Origin of the sequence: Pseudoalteromonas sp. A601, assembly GCF_002165575.1 — a bacterium.
Lineage (GTDB): Bacteria > Pseudomonadota > Gammaproteobacteria > Enterobacterales > Alteromonadaceae > Pseudoalteromonas.
This window is the reverse complement of the sequence record NZ_MXQF01000006.1, coordinates 156586-183516: the sequence shown is the minus strand read 5'-3', so window position 1 is coordinate 183516 and position 26931 is coordinate 156586. Positions and strand designations below refer to the sequence as shown.

At 39.3% G+C, this 26931-nt stretch carries 20 protein-coding genes and 1 pseudogene; 7 read left to right on the top strand and 14 right to left on the bottom strand.

Features of this window, described 5'->3' with window-relative positions; all coding sequences use genetic code 11:
- Positions 1–25: 25 nt before the first annotated feature.
- Positions 26–307 (bottom strand): EF-hand domain-containing protein, encoded by a 282-nt coding sequence (locus tag B5G52_RS06885; RefSeq protein ID WP_176372516.1) that lies wholly within the window; start codon positions 305–307, stop codon positions 26–28.
- 472 nt (positions 308–779) lie between these two features.
- On the opposite strand from B5G52_RS06885, the gene B5G52_RS06880 reads away from it, so the two are divergent.
- The 3 genes from B5G52_RS06880 to B5G52_RS06870 all read left to right on the top strand — a co-directional run bounded on the left by B5G52_RS06880 (position 780) and on the right by B5G52_RS06870 (position 1901).
- Positions 780–1073 carry a transposase gene (locus B5G52_RS06880; RefSeq protein ID WP_087531915.1) on the top strand — a complete coding sequence of 98 codons (294 nt, stop codon included), beginning with the start codon at positions 780–782 and terminating at the stop codon, positions 1071–1073.
- Between the two features lie 140 nt (positions 1074–1213).
- Positions 1214–1477: a hypothetical protein gene (locus tag B5G52_RS06875; protein ID WP_087531914.1), complete on the top strand. Its 264-nt coding sequence runs from the start codon at positions 1214–1216 to the stop codon at positions 1475–1477.
- A 136-nt stretch (positions 1478–1613) separates the two neighbouring features.
- A complete protein-coding gene (locus B5G52_RS06870) occupies positions 1614–1901 on the top strand; it encodes a PDZ domain-containing protein (RefSeq protein WP_087531913.1) in 288 nt (95 codons plus the stop codon).
- Positions 1902–2037: 136 nt separating this feature from the next.
- On the opposite strand, the gene B5G52_RS06865 is transcribed toward B5G52_RS06870, so the two are convergent.
- Positions 2038–2856 carry a S9 family peptidase gene (locus B5G52_RS06865; protein WP_087531912.1) on the bottom strand — a complete coding sequence of 273 codons (819 nt, stop codon included), beginning with the start codon at positions 2854–2856 and terminating at the stop codon, positions 2038–2040.
- A gap of 79 nt (positions 2857–2935) precedes the next feature.
- Positions 2936–4477 carry an arylsulfatase gene (locus B5G52_RS06860; protein WP_087531911.1) on the bottom strand — a complete coding sequence of 514 codons (1542 nt, stop codon included), beginning with the start codon at positions 4475–4477 and terminating at the stop codon, positions 2936–2938.
- Positions 4478–4809: 332 nt separating this feature from the next.
- Here B5G52_RS06860 and B5G52_RS22205 point away from each other — a divergent pair, with 332 nt between their 5' ends.
- Positions 4810–5388: a hypothetical protein gene (locus B5G52_RS22205; RefSeq protein ID WP_217896174.1), complete on the top strand. Its 579-nt coding sequence runs from the start codon at positions 4810–4812 to the stop codon at positions 5386–5388.
- On the top strand, positions 5286–6323 hold the full coding sequence (locus B5G52_RS06855) for a sialate O-acetylesterase (RefSeq protein ID WP_217896173.1): 1038 nt from the start codon (positions 5286–5288) through the stop codon (positions 6321–6323). Before B5G52_RS22205 ends, B5G52_RS06855 begins: the two co-directional genes overlap by 103 nt.
- A 19-nt stretch (positions 6324–6342) precedes the next feature.
- Here B5G52_RS06855 and B5G52_RS22030 read toward each other — a convergent pair whose 3' ends face one another.
- From B5G52_RS22030 to B5G52_RS06825, 8 genes and pseudogenes are all read right to left on the bottom strand, one after another.
- On the bottom strand, positions 6343–6516 hold the full coding sequence (locus tag B5G52_RS22030) for a hypothetical protein (RefSeq protein ID WP_176372515.1): 174 nt from the start codon (positions 6514–6516) through the stop codon (positions 6343–6345).
- Between the two features lie 316 nt (positions 6517–6832).
- Positions 6833–8488, bottom strand: a pseudogene (locus tag B5G52_RS06850) (sulfatase-like hydrolase/transferase); the annotation flags it as partial.
- Positions 8489–8500: 12 nt separating this feature from the next.
- Positions 8501–8740 (bottom strand): hypothetical protein, encoded by a 240-nt coding sequence (locus tag B5G52_RS22200; RefSeq protein WP_217896172.1) that lies wholly within the window; start codon positions 8738–8740, stop codon positions 8501–8503.
- Positions 8741–8823: 83 nt separating this feature from the next.
- Positions 8824–11283 (bottom strand): hypothetical protein, encoded by a 2460-nt coding sequence (locus tag B5G52_RS06845; protein WP_087531910.1) that lies wholly within the window; start codon positions 11281–11283, stop codon positions 8824–8826.
- Between the two features lie 212 nt (positions 11284–11495).
- The gene (locus B5G52_RS06840; RefSeq protein ID WP_140394306.1) at positions 11496–13934 is read right to left on the bottom strand and encodes a hypothetical protein; all 2439 of its coding nucleotides are present in this window, start codon (positions 13932–13934) and stop codon (positions 11496–11498) included.
- A 340-nt stretch (positions 13935–14274) separates the two neighbouring features.
- A complete protein-coding gene (locus B5G52_RS06835) occupies positions 14275–15468 on the bottom strand; it encodes a putative glycoside hydrolase (protein WP_087531908.1) in 1194 nt (397 codons plus the stop codon).
- Between the two features lie 260 nt (positions 15469–15728).
- On the bottom strand, positions 15729–17198 hold the full coding sequence (locus B5G52_RS06830; protein WP_087531907.1) for an arylsulfatase: 1470 nt from the start codon (positions 17196–17198) through the stop codon (positions 15729–15731).
- A gap of 2 nt (positions 17199–17200) precedes the next feature.
- On the bottom strand, positions 17201–18688 hold the full coding sequence (locus tag B5G52_RS06825) for a sulfatase-like hydrolase/transferase (RefSeq protein WP_087531906.1): 1488 nt from the start codon (positions 18686–18688) through the stop codon (positions 17201–17203).
- 229 nt (positions 18689–18917) lie between these two features.
- Between B5G52_RS06825 and B5G52_RS22335 the strand changes: the two genes are divergently transcribed.
- Entirely contained in the window at positions 18918–19046 is a 129-nt protein-coding gene (locus B5G52_RS22335) for a hypothetical protein (RefSeq protein ID WP_254911156.1), read from the top strand.
- Positions 19047–19081: 35 nt separating this feature from the next.
- On the opposite strand, the gene B5G52_RS06820 is transcribed toward B5G52_RS22335, so the two are convergent.
- From B5G52_RS06820 to B5G52_RS06810, 3 genes are all read right to left on the bottom strand, one after another.
- Positions 19082–20992 (bottom strand): sulfatase, encoded by a 1911-nt coding sequence (locus tag B5G52_RS06820; protein WP_087531905.1) that lies wholly within the window; start codon positions 20990–20992, stop codon positions 19082–19084.
- A 111-nt stretch (positions 20993–21103) separates the two neighbouring features.
- Positions 21104–22783, bottom strand: a complete 1680-nt coding sequence (locus B5G52_RS06815) for a VCBS domain-containing protein (protein ID WP_087531904.1) — start codon at positions 22781–22783, stop codon at positions 21104–21106.
- A 116-nt stretch (positions 22784–22899) separates the two neighbouring features.
- Positions 22900–25716, bottom strand: coding sequence for a TonB-dependent receptor (locus tag B5G52_RS06810; protein ID WP_217896171.1), 2817 nt, complete (start codon positions 25714–25716; stop codon positions 22900–22902).
- 384 nt (positions 25717–26100) lie between these two features.
- Here B5G52_RS06810 and B5G52_RS06805 point away from each other — a divergent pair, with 384 nt between their 5' ends.
- Positions 26101–26877 carry an IclR family transcriptional regulator gene (locus tag B5G52_RS06805; protein ID WP_087531902.1) on the top strand — a complete coding sequence of 259 codons (777 nt, stop codon included), beginning with the start codon at positions 26101–26103 and terminating at the stop codon, positions 26875–26877.
- Positions 26878–26931: the final 54 nt, after the last annotated feature.

Genomic DNA, 26931 nt, shown 5'->3' with positions numbered 1-26931 from the left:
ACGGCATTTTTACCAAATAATTCAGTTAATTTTTTTTCTTGTTTTTCTTGTTCTTTCTTTCAGCCTCAAGTTCGGCTCTATTAAGGTAGCCGTTTTTATCAACATCGAGTCGGCTGAAGCGCTTTGGTCCATTTTTCGGCTTTCTAATACTAGACGAAAACTCCTCGACGGTTACGCGACCATCAGAATTAGCATCTACTTTGCTAAATCGGTCTTTCTTAGTATTTGAGGTTGGTGAGGTTGTTGAACATGCAAATAATGTTGTTACAAGTGCTGTAGTAACCACTGTTTTTAATAAAATTTTCAAAATAACACCTTCTTTTTTTATAAGAAGTTTATGGCGGCAATCCAGCTGTCGCCATAAGCTTCTTCGTTTAACATTTAACGACCCATTCACAATGTGCTCGTTATACAATTCAGATGGAGCTCAAAAATTTTTCCTGTCACTTTTCAAGTCTCTAAACGAATAACTTTCAATAACGAGATCGCAAAATAACAACATCAGGTTAACATAAAGCCAAACCACATGTAAAACATCATTCCATATTTAAATTAGGTGAGTATGCCTTATTGCGATAGCAAGGAGGATGTCGACTGTGGCGCTACCACGCATAACATAATAATTTCATATCATTAATTACCATCCTTTTTACAAGCGCTAAGCTTGCTGTACTTATCTAATTTAATTTGTTCTCCTATTTTACCCCCATAAAATATGATCTGAACCAACAGTTTTGGACACCTCATTAAGTGAGTAAACTAACTCATAGAGGTGAATCATGACAACCAAGACCAAACGTAAATCCTATTCGGAAGAATTCAAAGCAGAAGCGCTAAACCTGGCGAGTAAAGTCGGTTTTGCTCAAGCTGCCAGAGAATTAAGTATCGCAGAGTCTCCGCTTTATTATTGGCGACCTGCTGCTCTGATAAAGGCATCTACATCAGATAGAGAAAGTACGTTAGCTTTCGAGAATGCTCATTTGAAACACCAAATAGTGGTGCAAGAAGAGGAGCTAGACATCATAAAAATGCCGCCACCTACTTCGCGAAAAATCAAAAATAACACGATTTGAATTTATGCAAAGCTACCCAAGCACATTCAGCATTATCAGAATGACTAAGGTACTTTGTGTATCGCCAAGAGGGTTTTATGCAGAGATAAAATCATGCGAGCATACGTTTAAGCGTAAACAACAGCAAATTAGATACTCAGGTGGAAGCCGTATTTATTGACAGTAAACAGCGACACGGTGCCAGACATATCCCAGTAGAGCTTACTGAACAAGGATATAAACATGATATCAAAACCATTAACAAAAGCATGGGACGTCAGGATTTAGTGGCTAAAGCCACGCGTAAATTCAAGTCTACCACCGACAGTAGACACAACTTTCCTGTGGCTCCTAATATACTTGAGCAGGACTTTACCGCCGATAAACCGAACCAAAAATGGGCAGGTGATATCACCCGGCTTTGAAGATTGGTTTTGATAATTTTCGATGGATCAATTTGGTGTCAAAAAAGCTTCGTTACGCGCTATCTCTTGAACTCTTAGTTTTAGTGCCCCTGTAAAAAGTAAACACAAAGCACGACCAGCGTTTACAGGCGGCTGGATGGGAGCGAGCTTAGTCAACCTTCCCGGTAATGACTTTTCTGCATTTTGCGTTAGTAAGCAAGTCGGAGGAATCGTTCTAAATAAAGTGGCAAAAGATAGTGCAGCCGCGCAAGCGGGCTTGCACGTAGGTGATGTCATTCAAAATATTAGTGGCCAATCAGTTTCCAATCTACGTCAGTTGAATCAAACCTTGAAACGTACCCGTCGGATTTACTCAATATTAAACTGGTGCGCAATCAGCAAGTCATTGAATTTATGCTCAAAATGGATAAAAACCTACAGTTGAAAAGAGTATCCGCGATAAAAAGAATAAATAAGACCTTGATTTTAGGATTCAAAAACTACCTTGGCCCCTTTGGGTTCATCAAATTGAATGCCACTATTTTATAGATTTCTATGCAGGATAAAGTTCTTATCGCAGACTATTTTGCGCCAGGCTCATCATTTATTGTTGTCGTGTATCTCAGCATAAAATCAACAATAGGTTTAGGGTCTTTGAGTGAGTGAGGATGATGGTCTACGTCGCTTTTGTGGATGACCTCAAAGGTGCCACCCATGTTAATATAACGCTGCTGCGCAATAGTTGTATTTTCAGCAATGGGAACAATTTTATCTGCATCACCGACCACATGGATAATAGGAATATTGGCGGCTGCAAGCGTTTTAAGAGTATCTATGGGATTGAACTGATAATTAAGGGCTTGTTCTTCGTTAAAACCATAGGCTTTGAGCGCTGTTTTCCAAGCACCCACAGCTCCTTGGCCTATACCCCTACCACCAGGCCAACTTTTGAAATCCATGACAGGGGCATCGCCGTAAATGGCGGCGACTTTTTCAGGGTTAGCGACAGCCCAATTATAGATAATAAGACCTCCACGGGACATACCTTCTAAAATGGCTCGATCCGTAAAGCGCTGCTCTACGCGTAAATAATGATAAAAATCATCCCAACGTTTAACCGCTTGAGGACTACCAAATAGCCCCTTAACATCACAAAAAACAACGTGGTAACCGCGTTCAAGCATAGCAAGATCAAATTGTGGTTCATGTCCCCAAAAGCGAGCTCGCCAAACCCATGGCTTGCCATCTGCCACTGTTTTAGGCACAACAACTTTACGCCCACCATCGGTATACATAATGTAGCCGTGCCAATTCGAAATTTCTCCCACAAAGGGTTTTTCTTCTTCAGCAGCTAAAAAACGGGTGAAACACACAAGGACAAGCAACATTATTTTTGTCATTATTTCCCTTAGTAAGGCTTATTTTTATTTGAAAACCCTAACTGTCTAATCAGATAGGGCATATTATTGAGAAGTAAAATTACGGTTTGGCGTGGGGTGCTGACCAGCCTTGTGCTTTAATTTTTTCTAAAATTTTACGTAGTTCAGCGGCTTTTTGCGGATGCTTTTCAATAATGTTAAAGCGTTGACTACTATCATTCGCCATATCAAACAACTGCCCTTTAGCATTATCATCACTCACATAACCATGCCTCTTTTGCCAATTGGCATAATTAAATCTCTCTAAACGACTATTTTCATTACCTGTCTTGTTATCAATTAAGGTCCAGTCATTACTACGAACAGCATATTTATTGGCGAAGGTATTATGAACCAAAGCGTCACGACTGCTAGTTTGTGATTTGCCTGTCCACAAGGCAAGTTGGTCAAACGAGTCTTCAGCCGCATCGTTGGGTAACTCAAAGCCTACAACATTAGCGAGTGTTGCCATAATATCTATTTGTGAAATGAGCTCATCAGTTTGGCTATTTGCGGGTACCTTATTTGGCCAACGCACTATCATAGGCATTCTATGTCCACCTTCGTAAATATCTCGCTTTAAACCTCGATAAGGATAAGCTGACCAGTGCTCAAATTTTTCGTCACGCAAATAGGCATAATGCTCAGGTCCGTTATCTGCGCTAAAAATAATTATCGTGTTATCTTCAATCCCAGCTTGTTTTATTGCTTTTAATAATTTTCCGATAGAGTCATCTGTTTCCACCACTAAATCACCGTATGGCCCTGCTTTAGAGGTATTATCAAATTCATCATTTGGAATAATAGGCGCATGAGGTGACGGATAGGCAAAGTACAAAAAGAAGGGTTTGTCATCATTTGCATGTTGCACAATATAATCAACACCTTTTTGAGTAGTGGTAGGAATATTCTCATAAGGATCCCAACCCGTGATCATGGGCCCATTGCGAAATTGCATACTTCCTTCTTTAACCAACCAAAGGTTTTTGTCAACCATAGTGTCTGGAGCTTGAGTCACTTTATCATTTTCAATCCAAACATAAGGAGGAAAGTTAATTACCGCATCGCCGAAGTAATAGTCAAAGCCATTATCTAGAGGACCACCAGGTATCGATTTATCCCAATCAAAAGCATCTGGTGTTACACCACTTTTAATGCGTATAGCCTTCCAGTCCCAACCTAAATGCCATTTACCAATAGCGGCTGTGTTATACCCCTTTTGCTGCAACATTTCAGGCATAGTCAGCCTTTGTGGTGAAAATGCCGAAGGGCCAAATGATGGCACTATGCTGTGAAATTTACGCCAATGATACCTGCCAGTGAGCAATGCATAACGAGACGGCGTACATATCGCCGACGACGAATGAGCGTCTGTAAAGCGCATGCCTTGAGCCGCCAACTTATCTAAATTGGGCGTAGGAATTTTCGACTGACTATTAAAGCTACCTAAATCTCCCATTCCTAAATCATCCGCATATAAAATAATGATATTAGGCATTTTTGCTGTTATAGCTTCTTTTGTCTCTAAGTCTGTCGTCGAACATGAAGACAAGCTCGCTAACATTAGCAAGCTAACAACTGAATAAAACTTAGAATTTTTCATAAAATTCCTACTCTACAATCAGGTTATACATCACAGGTTCTTTCTTTATCGAAGCAACATGCAAAGGATTATTAATAAAACAACATAAGATATTTATTATGGCCACATAAATTTATCTTACCGCCTAGATCTAAATATTAAATCAAATACGAAATAGCATTGCAAATACAAAACCATCATACCAGAATGTTAATTCTATGTAACTAAGTACTTTTAATTTGAATTTGTACTTCTGTCCATGCACCAATTATGTGTAGTGCAAGGTAAACTTCGGCTTTTATAAAACCTATTTTTCTGCAGTACTCCTCTAAAATAATAAAGGGTATAAAGACATGCAAAAAGTAATGTTTACACTTCTTATGATATTTTTGTTCGGCTTCAGTTTTTCTCCTGTGGTGAATAGCGCTGAGAATAAGTTACAAATTGCTTCTATTTTCTCAGACCACATGGTGTTGCAACAAGATTTACCTATATCTGTTTGGGGAACGTCGCAAGTTGGTAGTAAAGTTTCAGTAGCATTCTCTAATCAAAAGCACACCACAGTTACCGATAATAATGGTAACTGGCAATTACAGTTATCACCGCTAAAAGGTAGTTTTACACCTGAGACAATGACCATATCCTCTAGCAATGACCAAAAAATAAAACTTGATGATGTTGTCGTAGGTGAAGTTTGGATTGCTTCTGGTCAATCTAATATGGAGATGAAAGTAACCAGCGTAAAAGAAATTAAAGCACTTATACCAACCGCTAAACACATCCGTAGTTTCATGGTTGAACATACTGCTTCTTTTACAGAAGAGTTAGTATGCAAGGTAACTGGCAAGTCGACATTCCAAATAGTGCCGTCGCTTTTTCTTTTGCTTATTATTTACAACAACGTGCTGAAGTTCCCGTTGGTATTATCCTAAGCGCTTGGGGCAGTTCATCAATAGAAGGTTGGATGCCTCGTGATCTAACGAGTCAATTACCTTACTTTGCTACAATCATGGATAAGTTTGACAACGACACAAACCGCATTAGCAAAATTACCAATATATTGGCAGGCCCTAAACCACGGCCTAGAAAAGACAATCTTTATCTGCGTCGCCAACCCAATATACTGTTTAATGCCATGATGAAACCAATTGCTCCTTATACTTCAAGAGGCTTGGTCTGGTATCAAGGGGAAAGCAATACACGCAGTATGCAAGGCATGTTGAAATATAAAGAAGCGCTGCAAGCATGGATAAAACGCTACCGCCAAGAATGGAATAATGATGAGATGAATTTCATGATAGTGATGTTGCCGCAATTTGGTAAATTACTAAAATCAAGCCCTACAAAAGATGCAGAGAACCCAAGCGCTCATTCTTGGGCATGGTTACGTGAGTCGCAAATAGCCGCATCAAACTTAGCTAATGTGTCAGTGGTGAATACCATAGATTTAGGCCACCCTAGCGATGTGCACCCCAAAGACAAATTACCTATCGGCCAACGCCTAGCTAATTTAGCCGCGCAAGATACTTTACAGCAAAACACTTTACAGCAAAGTATTGAAGCTCAAGGGCCCGTGTTGAAAAACGCTGTAGTTTCTAGTGGCAAAATCACCGTGAATTTTCACCACAACCATGGTTTAACTACCACTAATAACGAAAGCCCTACGGGATTCTGGCTTGCCAACGACAAACAACATTGGGTAAAAGCAAACGCAAAAATTATCGACAATACTGTGGTACTTACCAGTGGAGAAATTACCCACCCACTTTACGTAAGGTATGCATTTTCAGGCACAGCCAAAGTAAATTTAGTTAACCGTGCGGGCTTGCCTACCCAACCATTTCGTACTGATAACTTAAAACCTTAATAGAGTTTTACATTCACAATTAAACAACGTGGTAACCACCTTCGAGCATAGCAAGGTCAAATTGTGGTTGATGTCCCCAAAAGCGAGCACGCCAAACCCATGGCTTGCCATCTGCCACTGTTTTGGGCACAACAACTTTGCGCCCACCATCGGTATACATAATGTAGTCATGCCAATTCGAAATTTCTCCCACAAAGGGCTGAGCTTATTCAGTTGCAGTTAAAAACACACTCTCATGTAATTTAGGGTCAAACTCTTTAGCTTATAAAGGGCTCACCAAGCTCGAAGAAACGACTTTACTACTGACTACATACACTTGTGTTGTTGACAAATAAATATTAAACGTATTATTGATAAAATGTCGTGATATCTAATGGTGATATTTGTGCGCCAAGATCACGTGGTGGGTGGTTCTAAGTTGAGATATTTATGTTAACCACTAAGCTTGAAATTGGTGGTACTTACCACCAATTTCAAGCCTTAGCTCAAGCACTTTATAGTCCTTTAAACTATTTCTTTTTCAGGTTTTCCTTAACAGACGGCGCAATCTTTGACGGCAGGTTATTACCCCGTGACGATTTTTTCACGTATGGATAACTTACCAGGAAATTGTTCTCATCGATTAAGTTGATCAGGTAGTGAGTCGTTCCCTCAGGCAAAGTGGCTGTCACTTTATTGCCAGGTAACACCTTAGCAGGCGTTCTGAACCATTCTTCCTTCTTAGCGCCACCATTTAATGTATACATAAGTTGCGCTCGTGCTAGCTTGGCTCCATTTTCTTGATAGCGATACTCAACCACTTTGCCATTTCTTTGATGAGACAAGACTGTTGGCACAGTTTCTTTATGAGGCAATGCATCTTTAAAGTATGGGTTATAATAAGGATAGCTTGCGTCCATGGCCTCTAACTTTTCAGTTAGTTTTGCATTCATTGCCTGCGCTTTTTCTGGCATCTTTTTCGCTAGATTTTTAGCTTCTTCGATGTCCACTCGAGTTTGTTTATCGCCTTCGGTATTATAAAGTTGATACAGCTCTAACTCATCATTTCTAGGATCTAGATGATCGTAGTTACGCACCAGCTTATAGTCACCGATTCGGATCGTACTCTCTAGCGCCAAAGAATTTGGAAAGTGCCACAAGAGTGTATCACGTACCTGTCCGTCTTCTTGTTTCACCAGCTGAGGATTAGTAACATCTGTCGCCAGTAATTCGGAAAGATCGCTGCCGTCAAACTGAAGACCTTCAGACTTTTGTGTATTGGTCCAAGAGAGAATGGTTGGATAAAAATCTAGACCGTTAGCCATAACATCGGTTTGCACGCCAGCTTCAATTCCAGGGCCAACAATAATTAGAGGCACACGTGTACCGCCTTCCATAGCAGAAATTTTGCCACGATCTAATGGGAAGTTTTCGGCAATTTTTTCACCTGGCATGTTTTCCATACCACCGTTGTCCGAGGTAAATATAATGTAAGTGTTTTCACTCAACATATGTCCAGGCCAACGTGGATCTTCGGTCGTTTCCAAATAGTCGAACATTTGCCCTACGTAATAATCAAGCTCTTCAACCATAGCAGCATAAAAAGGGTTTGTTTGTCCGTCACCTTTCCATTCTTGAGGGTTCTCTGGTAGTTCAACCCCCATTTTTTTCACATATTTTTTCAGCAAACGTTCGCTACGTGTATGAATAGGCGCATGAACTAGTTTAGTGGCATAAAAAAGGAAAAACGGATCCGCTTTATTTTCACGCACAAAGGTCAAAGCATTTTCACTCAGTTCGTGCGTGGCAAACCCATTCTCGTCAAGACGATACTTGTCTTTAGGGTCGTCGGTCGCAAAACCGGTTAAACGATGCGGTGTCATTCGCCTAGTTGTACCTGGGTTAGATCGCGTCCAGTCGAAGCCAAGTTCTTGTGGTTCAGGGTAAGTTCTAGACATATGCCATTTACCACTGTGCCCTGTTGTATAACCATTATCCTTGAGTGCTTGTGGCAGTGAAGTAAACTCGGTCGAGACACGTCCGCTATACCAAGGCGGCATCATGCGATGATTGGTTTTACTATAAGGTGCTGGCGGTGTGCCACCGATCACATGGGTATATTGAGTGCGGGCTGGATGTAAACCCGTCATAATGGCACCACGGCTTGGTGCACAAGACGGAGCGGGTGAATAGCCCTGCTAAAACATTGCGCCTTTACCTGCTAGTGCGTCGATGTTTGGTGTTTCAAATGGCGACGGTTCATCAATGTCGTAGGCTTTCACATCCTGCCAACCCAAATCGTCAGTTAGCAGTAAAATCACATTCGGTTTTTCAGGGCGTTGCTGTTCAGTCTGCTGTTGTGCGCTCTCCTTCTGAACAGTGCCGCAACTTGAAATCAAGATGACGCTCAATAGCGCTATTTTATTAAAAGTTCTCATAGTATGGACCTCATGGTATGGACCTCATAGTATGGACCTCATAGTAGTTTGCTCAACTCGTGTTATTTTGAAAAAAGTGTTTATTATTGTTCGGTAGCCGATCTTGGCATTAACTTCAGCCGTCGTAATGTTTTATTATTAGCTAAAGAACGTAGGCTTAAGATACTATTCCAAGTATTAGTATCAGCTTGCCAATTCCACTGCCCTTCAACCTCTTCATTAAAACTAGTCCCTAATGGTACGTAACGTTCATTTATTTCTTCGACCCAATAAACACTTGTTGGTTGTGGCAATCCAGTAATTTTGATCGGATACCAACCTTGTCCACCTGAAACAGTAAAACCCTGTATCGCATCGGCGTACGTTAACTCGGGTAATGTTGATACCACTTTGCTTCCATCAGCTTTGGTAATAACCACCTGATTATTAACAGCTTCATTTATGGTTAAAGCTTGAATGCCGTTATCGGCGTTAATAATTCTATTGATGGTGCTGTCATTTCCAAGGTAATAATCAGCTCGCGCTGGCAATGTCAGTAGTTCAATTGTGGCATTAATGCTATCTCCAGGCATCAACTTCACTATTTTAGGGTCTATACCTAGTTCAATATTCACGTTATCAGCTTGGTTATTGTCGCCCAATTTATAGGAATGTAACCAAGCATTATTCAACTTTTCACCATTAATTGATGCGCTAAAATCACGAAGAATGGCCGCACGATTACCATGTCCGATTCGTAAATCATTAGGGTTTAGTTCTGCGGGCAACAAAGCCCAAGGCGCATTACCAAGCCACGGTGCAGAAGCTGATTTGATATTCTTTGAACTTTGTAGAGCTCTTAACGATTTCGGTTTTTCTGTGATTGTATTGCCTTGACCGTATTTTACCGATAATGATTTTCCTGACGCATAGTAATCACCACCAAATTGGAATAATGCCAAACGAGAAATAGCTAAAGGCTTAAGGACTTTAAATTCAAGTTTTATATAGTTACGATTTAAATCATCGCTGCGGGGCATCATAAAAGTGCTTTGCAATGTTGCCGAATCATCCGAGGTAATTTCAGAGACAGATACTTCAGTTAATATAGGCCCTAAGGAATGAAATTCTGTTTTTGCTTGTTTCCACTGAATATAACGTCCACTTTCATCATGTAATAAGCCCGTGTCACCGCCGCCAACATTACTGGTCCAACTATAAGCGTCATCCGACTTATTAGGATTCATGCCTTTTTGAAAAAGCGGTCTAATATCAGTGATCATTGAACGACGCAGCGCCCGTCCCGGTTGAAAGCAAAAATGCTCACTCCAATTACCTAACGCTGCTTGTAGCCAGAAACCATTACCGCCCCAACCCACTAAACTCAGTTGAGCCACAGAAGCTGCGGGTACGCCATTAAAATTAGCGTGCACTATTTCATAGGTATAGTCGTGCCGACTATTCGCCGGAACTTTTAAACTAATAGATGTATGTACCCATGCACCATCATTCTCTATACGAGGTAAACCATCACGAGTATGCCAGTTTTTACTAACCTGAATTGGCCAACCGGTTTGAATACCATTGTTGTCACGGATAATAGGCACAAAACCTATTTTTGCGTGATTAGAGTGTATAAATCGCAAATTAACGATTTGATCTACTGCGCTATCATTGGAGAGAGAAAAGCGATTTGTTGTTCTTTGATTTAAAGCTTCAGGCGAAGTGCGACTTAGATACTTTTTTCGTTCTATTTTAGGCAGTGTTATTTCCCATGCATTATTAACAGCTTCAAATGAAACGCTTGAGTTTTTTGACTCAACTTTAACATTGTTAACTGGGTTTTCTGCTAAATTGAACCACTGTATATCTTGATTTTCAGGTAACTTATAAGCTAGTGCCAAGGTAAAATTTTGTTGCTTTTCATGCTCAACCTTATTTTCTACATCTTGGGTATTGTTGTGCCAAACTGGTTTAATCGCATGAATTTCAATCTTTTTAGAGGGTTTTAATGTTAAGGAAATAGCACCAGTGTTGTGCCAAGCTTTCCAATCTAGGTGGCCTCCTATCTTAATGGTTGGATAAGCATTATTTTCTGGAACTAAAGAAAACTCATGAAACGATACATATTGAAACCAATTACCGGTTTCAATAAAGCGAACAGGAAAAGCATGGTTTAGTTTAGGCGGTAGTTGTAACTTTAAAGCATACTTATCGCCTGTTGTCGTTAAAACATTAAATGATAAGGAGCTCGTTTGTTTTTTATCTGCGTTACTGAAATAAAATTGCATATCGACAGGATTTACTTCTATTTGGTTCTTTCCTGCCTGCCAAATTAACTTTGTTTTCTCTTTATTAAAACCCTTTAAATAGTTGTCTTCGGGGCGAGAAACATTTAAGTATGGGACGCCATTTTTCCACATTAGCGAAGCTGGATAAGCACTATTATCTGGCGTAATAGGATCTGCTAATACTTGTTGTTTATGTGCGCTGATTTGACTTGAGTTTATGTTAATACAAGAAATCAGCACTAAGCATAAAAATGGGATGGACAGTAACTTCATTCGATATTCCTAAGACATACAGTGAAAACAATTCACGCCTGAAAATATAACTTATTCAGGCAGTAAAAAATTAGTTAGTTGGGGGTTGGGAAATAGGGTTACTAGAAAACGAATTAACATTTTGAAATTTAACATTTAATTACAAATAGGCAAGCGCTACAACGGTAGCGCTTGTTCAAAATCAAATATTACAACACTTACTTAACTTGAGCTCATTTCTCACCATAATAATACGTATGAGAAGGCAAACGCTTAGTTTTTTCGCTTAGACCAAATAAATTTTGCTGTGACTTTTCAATATCCTGTGAGCTAATAAACAAGTCTTTTTGAGATATGTGTGGCGACATAAATAAAACTCGTTCGCCCTTGGCCAGTTCGATGTGGAAAAAACCATTTTCATCTTGTCTAACAAGGGTGGTATCAGCCAACTTACCATCAATATAGATTGTTGGATTCGCAATATCAGGGTTAATAACTAAAGGCGTTCCCACTAAACTCTGTAGTTCTACAAATTGTGTTTCCCCCTCAGTTTTCTTAGCTGTTACTAAGAAAGCACCTTGTGTACGTAGTTGGTGAAACGCCAAATCTTCCCAATGTTGGGGTATTGCAGGAAACACTCTAACTTTACCGCCCCAACTTTGTAATAACATGTCGTGCACTGATGTTGCATACGATAGTGGACTTTCTATTACGGGTTGCGTTTTCACTTCTGCGTACATTGTAGTGGGTGACACATTTTTATGATTAATGAAAAAGTCTAAATATTTATAGGCTTGCTCACCGTCACCTAGGGTGGCATAAATAGAGCTTGCACCTGTTGCGGTGTAACCTGTTACTTTCATAGCTTTTTGGGCTTTACTTGAAGGATCCATAGTCACCTTTAACCAATGATCAACTGAGGTGCGTGCTAACTTAGCATCTTCTTCGTTATCAACATTCAATTGTGCTAAAGGGTATATTGGAAGCAAATGTGAATAATGGCGATGAGGTTTATCAAACGGAATATCTTTGCCTATTCTCAAACCATTCTCATCAACTTGAAATGGTACAAGATTGTCTAATACGTGTTTCCATTGTGCGACAAGTGGATCATTAATATTATTAGTTTCATCAAGTTCGATTAGTGTTTCAAATGTCCAGCGAAGCAAGCCAATCGTAAAATTGATGTCCTGACCACGACCAGGTTTATACTCAGGAGACCAACTATGTTTGATATGAATGGTGCCATCGTCAGACACTAAAGCATTATCTTTCAGGTAATTTAAATAACTATTCCCTGTTTTACGTAAGATAGGAAATAAACCATCACGTAATTTTTTCTTGTCACCTAAGTACGTATAATGCAACCAATAATCATGTAACAACCAAGCCAACATGTCAGGTACTTTACCACCATTAGTAGACTTCATGTCTTGCGGAAATAACGCACCTACAGCAGCACTATCAGACCAATGTTTAGGTACATTCCCGGTTAAATTATCGTGATATTTATCAATGTTATTTACTAATGATTCACCTAATTCCATGCGATTCGCTGTTAAGTGTGTCCAATAAATTAGCTGAACATTTAAATCACCCCAAACCATTGGCCAGAAGGTATCGTTGTACCATGGTCCCATTAAGTCAAGAATAGGTCCATCGCCGCGACTAGCAGAGGCTAATTTGTACATTTGTATCCAATAAAAGGCTTCTTTTTCAGGCTCTCCGATAGTTAAAAAACTCTGAGGATAATAACTATGCCACCACGCTTGATGGGTGTCGAAAAAGGTATTTTCTTTTAACATCTTACGCGCAGTTAATAGATTCGCTTTTACTTTCTCGTGACTGTTTTTTTCAGGGAAACTATGATGAATACTGGCTGATAAATATTGTTTACCTGACTCTTTTCCAACGACTTCCCAACCTACTGTGGTTTCACCGCGGTGTTGGTATAAAGGTTGAAAACTGAAATTCATGTCATCTTCTTTGAACAAAGAGACTTTTTCGGGCATAGGCATAGGTGCATTACGCATGCGATCCCAACCCGCTGATTTTGGGCCCCTTCCTCTATCGAAAAAGCCTTTTACTGGTGGGTATGGCTCATCTGGATGCCAGCTAATTACGATTGACTCACCATTTGCTGCGTCTGTTTCGAAATAGATGACATCTTCGTCACTATGCGTGATGCCTTTAATCTTATATGAACCAAGCGTTGTGGTTATTTCACCAGTAAGTTCTGCGTCATATAAACCCAGTCTCAAGTCTACGTCTTCAATATCGCCTTTAGAGGTAAGATTAAAGTGCCCTAATGGCAATCTACCTCGATAAATCCATAGCATTTCCTCACCCTTGTAGGGTAAGCGATGGTCATAATAATCATGTCTTCCAGTGTGTATGGAAATAACATTTTTTGCTTCATTTTCAGCCTGGTAGAATAAAAAACCAACATTACCGTTACCGGTATAAGGCGCGACAGTCCATTTATTGGGGATACGATCCCAAATAAGATCTTGTTGCGATAAAAAAGATTTGTAATCAATATTTACATCTATTTGAGGCTTAACCAAGTCACCTGCGGCAACCTCTTCACTGCCGCTTGAGCAAGACACTAATAACAAGGTTCCCAACGCAAACCCAACAGATTTAAGCTGCACGGTTTTAAGGGTTTTCATTTTATTTTTTATAGAGTGATAATTAACCAAGATATTTCCCTACTTTATATTCTCATTCAGTTCTTAATTCGATTAACTATAAAAATGAATGATTGCTTTGTGTACGAATATTATAGCAACAAAAATAACATTTAAAACATTATTTAACATATGAAACGAAATATTTAAAAGTACTTTAATATCATGTTTATTAAATGCGGCATCACAGATATGTAAGCCCTGCTGCTAGCCCCATTGCGATAAGACTTATCGGTATGTACATTGCGCTTAGCATCGATCAGCATAAATGCTTTACAGCCCTCGTTACTAACTGATTGCCTGCTCTGTCAATACAGCACCATTACTTCCACGTTAACCTAGCTTCGCCAGTTTCGACATTGAGGTACACAGAACAGTATTCGAATTCCCGAGTAAAAATGTAGCCTGATCTTTTCGCTGGTCCTTTCGGCGCACCGAGTCTATTTTTAAATGAGGGAAACATATGCATCCAGGTTCGATTTTGTTGTACACCTTGTCTATCGGTTTTTACACCAAAACCATCATGCGGGTAAAAGTAACTATATTTTTCGGCCATAACCAAAAAAATTGCTGTTAGATAATCTAAACGTTTCTGTATATTTTGAACACTATCTATTTTCCCTCGGGCTTCATCTAGCCCTATTTCTGAACTGTCTTTTTTTAATGCTTCACCAAGCCCTGCAGTAAAGGCTAAAATTTTTCCTTCTTGACCAGCCTTTTGACCTGCCTCAATCCCTTTTACAAGATAGTCAGGCTTGGAAATACCTCCAACGTTATGCTCGAACCCTTCAAAATATGAGCCATCAAAATATTCTATGTATTCTAGCCCTGCATTATCAAAGCGTGCTCTAATAATATTGCCGATAATAATGTTATCTTTTCTGAATTTTTCATTAATTGTGCTGAGTAAGTCATGGTAACCAGTAATTAACGCATCGGCTTTATCTTGTCCCAACTTCTTTGCATTAGCAAAGTAGGTACCAATCAGTACTTTAATATTGGCATCGATAAATAGGCCATCTATTGACTCATCTGCAACCATTGCACTTGCATCTTTAAGCCACCAGTGTTGAACGCTTTCTTTGGTGATGTCGAAAAACTTTGCCTTACTTTGAGCATTCACCACAGGATAATCGCCATTTTCAGCTTGCAAATATCCATTGGGGATATTGGCGAGTTCTTTACTCACGCCACTGTTCCAATCTATCACTATATTTTTATAATAAAGTATCTTACTTGTTGGGTTAATTGCTTTAATTTCACGCGCTGCTTTTAAAGTACCCTTTTGTATAGACCCTTCTTTATTACCCTGTGCTTTTTCTATCGTGATAAGTGGAAATTGTGCCAGATAGTTAAGTTCGTCCTTGGTATATGACGTCTGTTTCCAAACGTGCATATATAACGGTACCGTATCCCAAGAAAATTCGGGATATTTATCTAAATTTGTTGCCAACACCTGATTTGAACACACAAAACCGGTAAGCAAGGATAGTGTTTTAATTGTCTTTTTTAACATTGTTTATTTACTTATTATTTAAGAAAGATGGTATTAAATACCTGTACTTTAGTGTCTTCGTCACAATTGGCTGCCATGCCCAAGTATCTTCTAGTGAAGGCAAGATAAGGGCTCTGGCAGCATAGGTTTACTCAGTTTAGTTATTCGATTTCTGCTTTTTATTAACTGACTTTTTATCGCTGTTTTTTAATAACAGGAACAAAAGCCTAAATACAAACACATAAATAGCTATAAATATTGTTTATAGTTATTGTCGATCATTACTTTTTATTTCGAATTTGCTGAAGCTCAATCAGTAATTGCTTAGCTATCTTAGGTCGCTTTACAAATAGATTAGTGGTTTCTGCCGGATCATCTTTCAGGTTATATAACTGCATTTTTTGTCCATCTGGCTTAACGCGTGTAAAACCACCACTGCCTTGACCTTCGACAAGCTTCCAATCACCTCTTCGAATAGCAAACATACCTCTATGCGAGTGATGGATAATGGCACCACGATCGTAATCGATGTTTTGTTTTGCCACTAATTCAGATGAAAAATCGACACTATCTAAGCTATCCAGCTGTTTAACATTCGCGCCCGTAATAGAAGCCAATGTGACCAACAAATCATTAAGTACCACTAATGATGAACTGACTTTGCCTTCAACAAATTTTTTAGGCCAGCTAATAATTAAAGGTACTCTATGACCCCCTTCATGGATATCCGCTTTTTGACCACGAAGCTTGCCATTTGCGTAATGTCCATATTTTTTCTTATCATCTTCAGTCCAATGCGCACCGTTATCTGAAGAGTAAATAACAATGGTATTATCAGCAATGCCCAACTGTTTGAGTTCAGCGTTAACCTGCCCTACCACATTATCCACATCGATCACAGAATCACCGTAATAACCTGCGCCGCTTTTACCTTGTGACGCTTTACTGGGTAACCAAGGCGTATGTGGCGCTGGTAACGCGAAATATAAAAAGAAAGGCTTATTGTCGTCAGATTGTGACGCTAATTGAATTTTTTCAATCGCTTTTTTGGTTAGCGTGGGTAATACGTCTTGGTGCTCAAAACCATCGCCAATAAGTCCTTTACGCCAAAATCCTTCTCCACCGCCTCGACGATGTTGACTTCCTTCGACAATTTTTCCTGTTAATGGTGTCGACAACGTTTCATTTTCGATAAAGACATAGGGCTCCATATCAAGCGAAGCCGGTATCCCATAGAAATAGTCAAAGCCGACTGAATTTGGACCTCTAGTCAATCTACTCCAATATTCAGTTTCAGGGTAGCCAATACCGATATGCCACTTACCAACCGCTATCGTATTGTAACCTTGCGACTTTAACATTGAGGCCATGGTGGTTTGGTTTGGCTCAATAAGTGCGGGAGAATGCCCTCTTAATACACCACGCTTTAAATGAGTACGCCATGCATACCTACCGGTTAACAATGAGTACCTAGAAGGTGTGCATACAGCAGACGATGTATGCGCGTCAGTAAATGACACGCCATTGGCAGCCATTTCATTAAGGTTAGGAGTCGCTATTTTGCTCTCAGGGTTATAAGCCTGTATATCGCCATACCCCATATCATCAGCAAAAATAATAACAATATTAGGTTGTGATTTTTCTATCGGTTGTGTCGGTTGTTGCTGTGCAAATACAGCATTACAAGCTAGCCCAGCAACCAAGGAAACAACACCCTGAGTTAATTTTGCTTTATATTTATTGATAGTCATAATTAACCTTTATCCCGCAATGTAGATTTCACATGTTCAGAAATAGTTGAGGGGAACTCTTGCTGTAAGCGAAGCATTTCAGCGCGAAGCGCTTTTACAACCTTAGGGTTTTGTTCAGCAACATTCGTTTTCTCGTACCAATCTTCTTTTACTTGGTATAATTCTTCTATCCCAAGGCTATCATTGACTAACAGTTTCCAGTCCCCTCTCTGTATTCCGTAATTTGGCCAATTGGGTGTTGCCGTGCTTTTACTTCCTTTTCCCGGTGGCCATACCCAATACATAACTTTGCTTCGCGCAAAGGTCTCACCAGTAAGCGCCAAACGTATGCTTTCTCCATCAGACACATATTTTGATGGTAGTGTAGCGCCTGCAAGATCAGCAAAAGTGGGCAGTAAATCAACCGCATTTAACATTGATGTTTTATCAATAACGCCAGCAGGCACAACGCCAGGCCAACGCGCAATAAAAGGTACGCGCACTCCACCTGCATAGAGTGAACGTTTAGCGCCTTTCAAGCCTAGTGTTTTACCCACAGAATAATAAGTACCAAAGCCTGGACCGGTTGAATCATCATTCATAAATTTTCTTTCCCCTGTGACTTCAGGGCCATTATCTGAGCTAAATATAACTAAGGTATTGTCATCAATATTCAGTTCTTTGAGTAATGCCATAATTTTTCCAACATCACGATCTCCTGCCGCAATAATGGCTGAGTAAAGCATTTCTTGCTCTTTCAAATGCCCATACTCTTTCATTAATGCAGGTTCTGGATAATGTGGCGTGTGTGTTTCATGGATCCACAAGTTAACAAAAAACGGTTGGTCTTTGTGGCGTCTAATGAAGTCAATGGCTTGCGTGGCAGTCTCGGATGGAGGCATATTGTAGCCGGGTAAATTAAATGCACCGTATTCGTCGTAGCCGTACTCAGTTGGCAGCGGCGCATCTTTAATTTGTACATTGGTTAAATGCCATTTGCCAAAATGTGCTGTAGCATAACCTGCATTTTTGAGAATACGTGGTAACATTTCAGCTTCAGCGTCAAGCCAATCAGGCATACCCGCACGTTCATGATGTTCGATGGTTGCAAAATGTTGATTAATATTGTTTCTAGAGGGAAATTGCCCTGTCATCACCGCCGCACGACTAGGAGAACAAACAGGGCTACTCACTGAAAATTGGTAAAAATCAGTCCCCTCCTTAGCTAATTTATCGATATTGGGTGTCTTTACTTGCTCATTACCATGAACACTTAAATCTCCCCATCCCCAATCATCAGCAAAAATATAAATAATATTGGGTTGCTTTACCAAGAGTTTTTCTGGCGAATTTGTTCCATCGTTAGCATCTATTGCAGAACCGCAGGCGTTGAGTGTCAGACTGACTAAGCTCGTTAACGCCACGATCTTAGCCTGTCTTAATAGCCTGGATACTGCGCAACTAGTCAAGTCAATATTCTTTACTACTTTAGCAAATTTATATTTATTCATTTCTGCTTTCCCTTTGATTTTATTTCACCCATATTATTGAGTAAAGCGTATAACTCAAGACTAACATAAATCACCTTTATGTAAATCATATTTAAAATCATATTTTACATATGATTTACTTGAGGGTGAAATTGATCGAAAAGTACATAAAATAAGCGTACTCAACAGGGGTGACTTTTGTATTTGTGGCGTAATGCCAAATTGGTATAATTAAAGTTGGTCACTTTAAATGAGTAGAACACTAGAGATGATTGATATTGCAAATTTAAAGGAGTTGTCTGCAACTGAGCGCGCGGGGAGTAGATTTAACGAATGCAAGCCCACTGCATGGCAGTGGGCTAAAGTTTACGTAAAATAACTATATAAATTAACTATATAAGTTACCTAGGCCAATTAATTTACGGTATGAAATTTACTTTTAACCATAAACTGATTTTCATCAATTAAAATGAGACCATATTCTTTCGCTTCTTTAGGCACCGTAAATGTGTAATCTAGCTTATTAGCAGCAACATCTACCGGTATTTTTATATACGTGGATTTAACTTTCTTTTTCTTAACTTTTTTGCCTTTCTTCGCTTTTTTGTTTGCTTTAGCCTCGTCTGATATTTTTATAAGGGCATAACTCTCAACAACGTTAGTGTTACCTTTTGCTAATGTCATAGAAACTTGGCGAGATTTAGCATCAAAATCGTCATTAACAATGCTCGGGATACGGGCTACTTGTTCTTTATGTGCTTTATCTTTAAATCGAGTAGGATCTTTATGAGGATATTTTGCATCATAATCTTTTAGATATTTCTCTAATTTTTGCGATAACGTTTTAACAACCTCGGGTTCTTGTTTGGCGATATTATGCATTTCTTCTAGATCATGTCGTTTACCATTTTTGTATAAACGATATAGAAGGTAATCACCGCTCAAAAAGTTTTTATATAACTTAAAGTCTCCAGATCTTATCGCAGACTGTTGTGTAGAATCGAGACCGAACGGGTAATGCCACCATAACTCTTCTCTGGTATTGCCATTACTATCTTTGACGTCATCTTCATTATTGAGTAACACTCCCGAAATATCTAAACCATCCAAATTCGAGCTATATTTTTCTGGGATTTTACTCTTGGTAAGATTTAACAGTGTAGGATAGAAATCTAACTGGTTGATTAAAACATCCTTTGTTCTTCCTTTAGCAATGTTTGGTCCCGAAACAAGCATGGGAACTCTGATCCCACCTTCTTGAGTGTATTTTTTACCCTTATCCAAAGGTGCATTATCTGACATTACTTCGAATCTACGTTTTTCGGCGCCACCATTGTCAGATGAGAAAAATATGTAGGTTGTGTCGTATAACTTTTTACCTGGATTTCTAGGGTCGTCTGTTTTCTTTAAATAATTAACAACACGTCCTAGGCTCCAATCTAACGTGGTCACCATTGCACCAAAATAAGGGTTGTTTTGTCCGCCCTTAGTCATGTCTACATCTTCCGTAGGGAAATCCATACCTAATTTATCAGAATAATATTGTAATAATTCTCGGTTCTTAGTGTGAATTGGGTAATGCACCATCCAATGGGCCATATATAAAAAGAAAGGTTCTTCTTTGTTTTTACTCATGAACTCAAGTGCACTTTCAGTCACTTCGTCAGTTGGGTATGAAATTCCCTCAGGCGATTTTTTTGTGAACGGGTAGTATTTTTCGTCACTTAAGCGATATTTATCATTTTTATCATGGGTCGCAAAATAGTTTACGCGATTATTTGAACCTTTAGGACCTTGATGCGCGCCTCTAGATTCATTAACAAAATCAAAACCTTGATTCTTTGAGCTTTGAATCTGAAGCGATCCGGCATGCCATTTTCCGACATGCCCCGTTCTGTAGCCATTCATTTTTAACGCTTCTGCGATAGTAAAATGCTCTGGCATCAACCCAATTGGAAAATAGGGGGTAATGTACTTTTCTGATCTCTTCGCGGCTGGAACCCCTCCTCCAGACACATTGGTTATGCCTGTTTTCACCGGATGTAAGCCGCTTAAAAGGGCTGCTCGTGAAGGTGCACACGTAGGTGCGGGGGAATATCCATTAGTAAAATTGACAGAGTCTTTTGCTAATTCTGTAATGTTTGGGGTTTCCCATACAACGGGGTCATCTAAATCATTTAATGATGTGTCTTGCCAACCTAAATCATCTGCATAAAATATAACGACATTGGGCTTTATTAAATCATTGTTTTCCTGACTATTGGCATAGTTAGAGGAAAGCAACGCTAGTGATACGAACGTTATCAGTTTTTTGTAATTTCTCATTTTATATTTATCCTAAAACCTTCTAAATATTCACTTAATATATAAAAAAATAGCGCTATAAAACTAGCGCTAATTGGTCAATATTAAAATTAAATGTGATACCTACGCTTATTAAATCTTAGGCATTACTTGCTGCGTGACAATAATCGCTTCATTTGAACTCTCTTCATATGTAGACGTCTCACTGCTAAGTTGCGTATTTTCAGCGAAAGCTTCAAAGTCATCTTCAAATGCTATAGTTGTACCGTCTAAATCAGAGTATATTTTTAAGTCATCAATGTAATATGCGCCATCGGTCACCACTTCGTTTTTTAAACCTAATCTAAATACTGTATTTAACACACCATTTTCAACATCACCTGGATGACTTGTAAGGGAAGAATAAGAACCATTCGTTATCACTAATGCTGGGTCTGAACTGCTTATAGGTGTGTCATCAATTGTTATGTTCATAATAGGTGGAGTTGTACCATCAGCATTCGTTGTATCCCATGTTATTGCAACATCAACCCACTCACCTAATTCGAATTTTTGGTCAATCAAAATTTGACTACCACCGTCACGGATCGCAATATCACCCTCTTTATGAAACCTTAATTCAACTAATGCTCTTGGGAAATTGTCTCTGTCACCATATATACCAACGCGTGGACTTTGTGTTTCAGTCGTAAGCTCAGTCGCAGGATCAAAATTTTCACCTAATTCAAATTTGAATGAGAAGGTCATTTTTCCAGCTACAATATGGTCAGCTCCAATTATCTTCTTTAACTCACCATCACCATTATTGTTGGCGATTGTACTGGTATTAGTGTTAGTGTCCGATATTTTCACTACCTTAGTGGGAACAAGCTCAGCAGCAGTAACATTAATAAGTAGCGTGCCTACCGTACCATCGAAAGAAGTGATTAAAATCGTATCGACTAAATCATCATCCGTACTCGTCAGCCCTGCAACCGTTGCATTGCTGGTATCTAAAGTATATGTCCAAGCACCGCTTTCTGTTATGCTAAAAACACCGTAAGTTGTTGTTATATCATTTAATTCTTCGAATGAATCTTCACCTTCATTAATGTCGGTAACAATCGCTGTACCCGTAGTACTTTCAGTCTCACTAGAGAAAATCGTAGCGCTTAAATCGCCAGAAAATTCTGCATCGGTAGGAGGTATAGGTGCAACAGCAGCCGTAGCGTCAGACGTAATATTTTCAGAAAACGCTTCATCGTCAATATAGCTAACAGTAACCGTAACCGTTTTGCCAACTTCGTCATTGGTCAAAATGACTGTTGATGAATCCGAACCTATAATATCTGTGTCAGCTTTCCAAGTGTAGCTAACATTTTCAAGTGAGAATCCATTATCATCAGTCACTGTGGCCGTTAATTGCTGTCCTGATTCAACAGTACCTGTAATTTCGACTGTGCCTTCAACATTTACAGGAATAGCTTCAATCGCGTCTGTTGCAGCTGATGTAACTTCTTCAGCAAAATTGTCATTATCAGTATAGCTTGCGACTACCGTTATAGTAGTGTCTACCTCGTTGTCAGTTAGTAAATAATTGCTTGAGTTAGCACCTGAAATTGCAACCCCGTCGGCTAACCATTGATATGATATGGCAGATTCATTGACCCCATTAACATCACGAACTGTTGCCGACAATGTTTCACCAGACATTGTTTGGCCTGATAGAGACACCCCACCCTCTACATTGAGTTGGTTTTCAGAATCCCCGCCACAAGCACTTAGTGCTAAAACAAGTGCCGATACCGTAAAAATACTTTTTAAATTATTCATTTTATGTCCTAAATTATTGTTTTATATTTACAATTTAGTATTTAATTAATTTCACATAATGCAATTAACCATTAATTTATTTGCAGGTGTTTTTATAAAGCACCTGCAAAATCACATTAAAATCTATAGTTAACTGAAACAGAGTAAGTTCTTCCACGATCGAAGTAATCTAAGAAAGTAGATTCATCGCCATAAAAGTCACGACGTTTTTCGCCTGTTATATTATTGGCACTTAACCTAACAGATACATTTTTCATCGGTTTAAGGCTAAGGTTTAGGTTTAGCTTTTCTTGTTCGCCACTAAAACGAGAAGTGCTTGATTGTGAACCTGTTCCTCCTAAAGAACGGAAGAAAGAGCTGCGATAGGTATATGCCATTCGTATGGAGTACCAATCGGCTTCATAAAAGCCAATAAAGTTGAAGTTATCTTTAGATGAGCCTGGGAAACCAAAACCCGCATCACCCACGTCTTCATCAAATTCAGAATCAACATAGGTATAGTTTACTGAGAAACCAAAACCAGCTAGAGCGGGCACTAACTTTTCAAGTGGTTGTAGTAAACCGATTTCAACACCTTCGGCAGTACCATCTGAGAAGTTAACATTCGTAGTTAGCTCCCAAAGACCTTCGTAACCAGGTAAAGGCTGATCTGGGATTCTATCTCTGATGATAAAGTCATCGATTTCTTTATAGAAACCACTTAATACGAATGCGCCATCATATTGCGAATACCATTCAAAGGTAACATCTAGATTTTGTGAGCTCATAGGCTTCAATGATGGGTTGCCTATAACAGCAGAATTATCAGTCCCCTCGTCATCTAACCTAATTCTGTTTATTGGCGCAGTATCTTGATAATCAGGGCGGGACATCGTCCGTGATAAAGCTAAGCGCAGGGCCATGTCATCATTTAAAGCAAGCTTTAAATTCAGACTGGGCAGGTATGTCCAATAGTCATTAACGGTTGTAACTATTTCTTCAGAAAATTCATTACCCGGTAGTTCAATCTCCTGCAAGGCAGTTGCTTCATTATCGGTATAAACTGCACGTATACCAACGTTACCCGTTAAAAGTAAATCAAATACTTCTGTGTACAAGTTTGCTTGGGCATAAAGCGCATAAATATCTTCAACCATCTCATAGGACTGCATAGGGTCGACACCTAACTCATCCCAGCTATTAGTTGCGATTCTTGGGTCAATGGTAACGGCAGATGAATAAAGAGGAATGAAATAGCCTGTAGGTGAAAAGCCTTCACCACCCAAAAAAGCTTCGGGCAATGTATTACCGATTAAAGCAGCGCTTACCATTTCATCAGGGAAGTCACTTAATTTATTAGCATCCACATTAAATACTGGCTCGCCATCTTCATCTAGCAGTATAGAGCCATCTTCATTTAACACATTTACTCTTGAACCATCACCTGTGCGTCTTGCATCGATATCCGTTCTATCAAAGTGAGCCCCAAAATCAACAGAAGAGAAAAACCGGTTATTGTCAATAGCGTAATTAAAAGCAGCAGTTAGTCCATAGTTTGTACCATCGGTAGCAATTTCTCGAATAGATGCATTCGAATACTCCCATCCCTCAAGCACATGGGCATCGGGTGCGGTAGTATTAGGTAAACTACCCGTTCCATCATAGATAAATGTAGCTGGATCTAGCTCTTTTTCAAACCGAACAAAACGTAAATCTTGCGTGTAGTCAAGAGTAGAAACGTAGGCATCAAAATTTGCAGTAAGGACGTCGTTTACTATCCAATCAACATTGATCCCAGTCACTAAATTTTTTGTTTCGTTGTCAAACTGTGTTGACGTTGTTCTAGCGGCTAGACCCTGATCCTCAAGATCAGACTGAGCAAAATTAGCATAACGAACAGTGCCATTATCATCAACCACTACAGCTGGATTTCCAGCTTCAGATTGATCAAATACAGTACGTCGCCAAACTCTATTTTGGTTTATATTTAATTGAAACTGATTACGATGAGATTTATTGTTGTAGTGCGAATACATTAAATCCCAGTTAATATCTACATCTTCATTCGGCTGGTATTGAATGCCCGTTGCAAATGCCACGCGTGTGGGGGATTCACGAATGGGGTTTAAGGTGACATTTCTTGGTGCTCTAGCGTTTATAGTTTCACTTACACCATTTGTTACTTGCTCAATTGCTAAATCGTCCCCCCAATTAATTCTTGCTTGGTCTCGTGCATTTTTTTCCTCACTTGCTACAAGCGCAAAATAAGCACCTAGATCCTTATCTTCATTACGAAATGCACTCAGTGCATTCACGCGAAAACCAATTTCATCATCAATATCATTTAAACCAGCTCGAACACCGATTGTCGAATAACTGCTCTTCTTTCTTAGTTTTTTTACATCCAACGGCTTCATTGTCTCTAAATCAATTTGGCCCGCTAAACCGCTTTCAGGACGGCTAGCTGTTGATCCTTTCGTTACCTTCACACCAGATAAAACACTTGGCGGGAAGGCATTAAAATTCATTTTGCGTAGATTTCGTCCTTCATTACCTGATGATAATAACCGGCGCCCGTTAATCGTCGAGTTTACAAACTCTGGGCCAAGACCACGGATAGAAACACGGTCACCGTCGGTACCAGCATCATCTGTTTCTATTTGAACACCTGGAATCCGTTGGATTGCACCGGCAATCGAGTCATCAGAAAACTCACCGATATCTTCAGCACTGATTGCATCAACAACGGTATCAGCATAGCGTTTGATTTGTGCAGCATCTTTTAAACTACCTAGAATCCCCTGAACTTCAATCACTTCAAATTCTTCTGGATCAGCAACCTTCCGTTTCGACTCTTGCGCTGCAGCAATATTTGCAGTTAACAGGCCCGTAGAGAAGATTGCCATTGATATAGCAATTGTCAGCTTCTTCTTCTTATGAAAACTCAAAGACATTGTGTGTGCTCCTGTATAAATTTCATTCATTCACTTACCTATTATTTACATGGTAAACAATGTTTCACATTTAAAACAGTTTTTTTTGTTATTTTTTTAAAATGATTTTTTAATAAAAATAAAACACATTATTTACAATATCTTAGGGTACGATTCCCAGCAGTATATATTTACTTAAAAAGGCTGTTTTTAAGGTTTAAGCCTCTATTTTTTAAGGTTTAAGCCTCTATAAAGCGTTTAAAAAAAGATCATCAGGTTGAATTTTGGCAATTTAATTTAACGCATTATTAACAATGCAGCATAGGCTAGAGGAATAACTATTGACCATTAGTAGAATATGAAACACTATATTATATACAAACTAAATTAGAGGTTGTCCTTCAGATGGAAGAGAAAAAGAAACGAAGTTATTCTGCTCCGGCATTAGAGAAAGGATTTGAAATCTTAGAACTATTGGCTGAAGTCCAAGAGCCGATGTCACTTGCCAAAATCTCGACGACGTTAGAGCGCTCTAAAAGTGAAATATATAGAATGATTTCGGCATTAGAGCATAGAGGCTATCTGTCAAAAAATGAAGGGAGTGACTCATATCACATAACCAATAAGTTATTTGATTTAGGGATGAAAGTCCCCCCTGTTGGTACGTTAGTAGAAGCGGCATTTCCGGTTATGCATAAACTGTCTGCAGATATTAAGCAATCTTGTCATATCGCGGTTGCAAACCAGCAACGTATGGTAGTGATTGCCAGGGTACAGAGCCCTGGTATTGTTGGCTTATCTGTTCGAGTGGGTCATCATCTTGATTTATATAAAACAGGCTCAGGAAGAGTGCTGCTATCTTATATGCCTGAAAAAGCCAGAGCAGACAGTCTAAATATGTTCGAAAAAACCGATAACGATTTTAATCGTGATGAATGTGAAGAATTGATTGGCCGGATTTTAAGTAAGGGCCATGCGAGATCACAAAGCCCCATTGTTTCTGGTTTAATTGACCTATCTTTCCCCATTTTTCTGGGCAAAACTAAAGAAGTGATTGCGTGTATCACCGTCCCTTATATTGTCGAAAAAGGTATTTCCTTGAGCCTGTCCGAAACGGAATCTTATGTTCGAGAAGCCGCCGCAGAACTTTCGGAGTTAGCACAAACCTATAGTGGCTTTTAGGCAATGCAAGACTGGCGCGTTTGCAAAAAACGCGGCACAGTCTTGCAAGCTTGG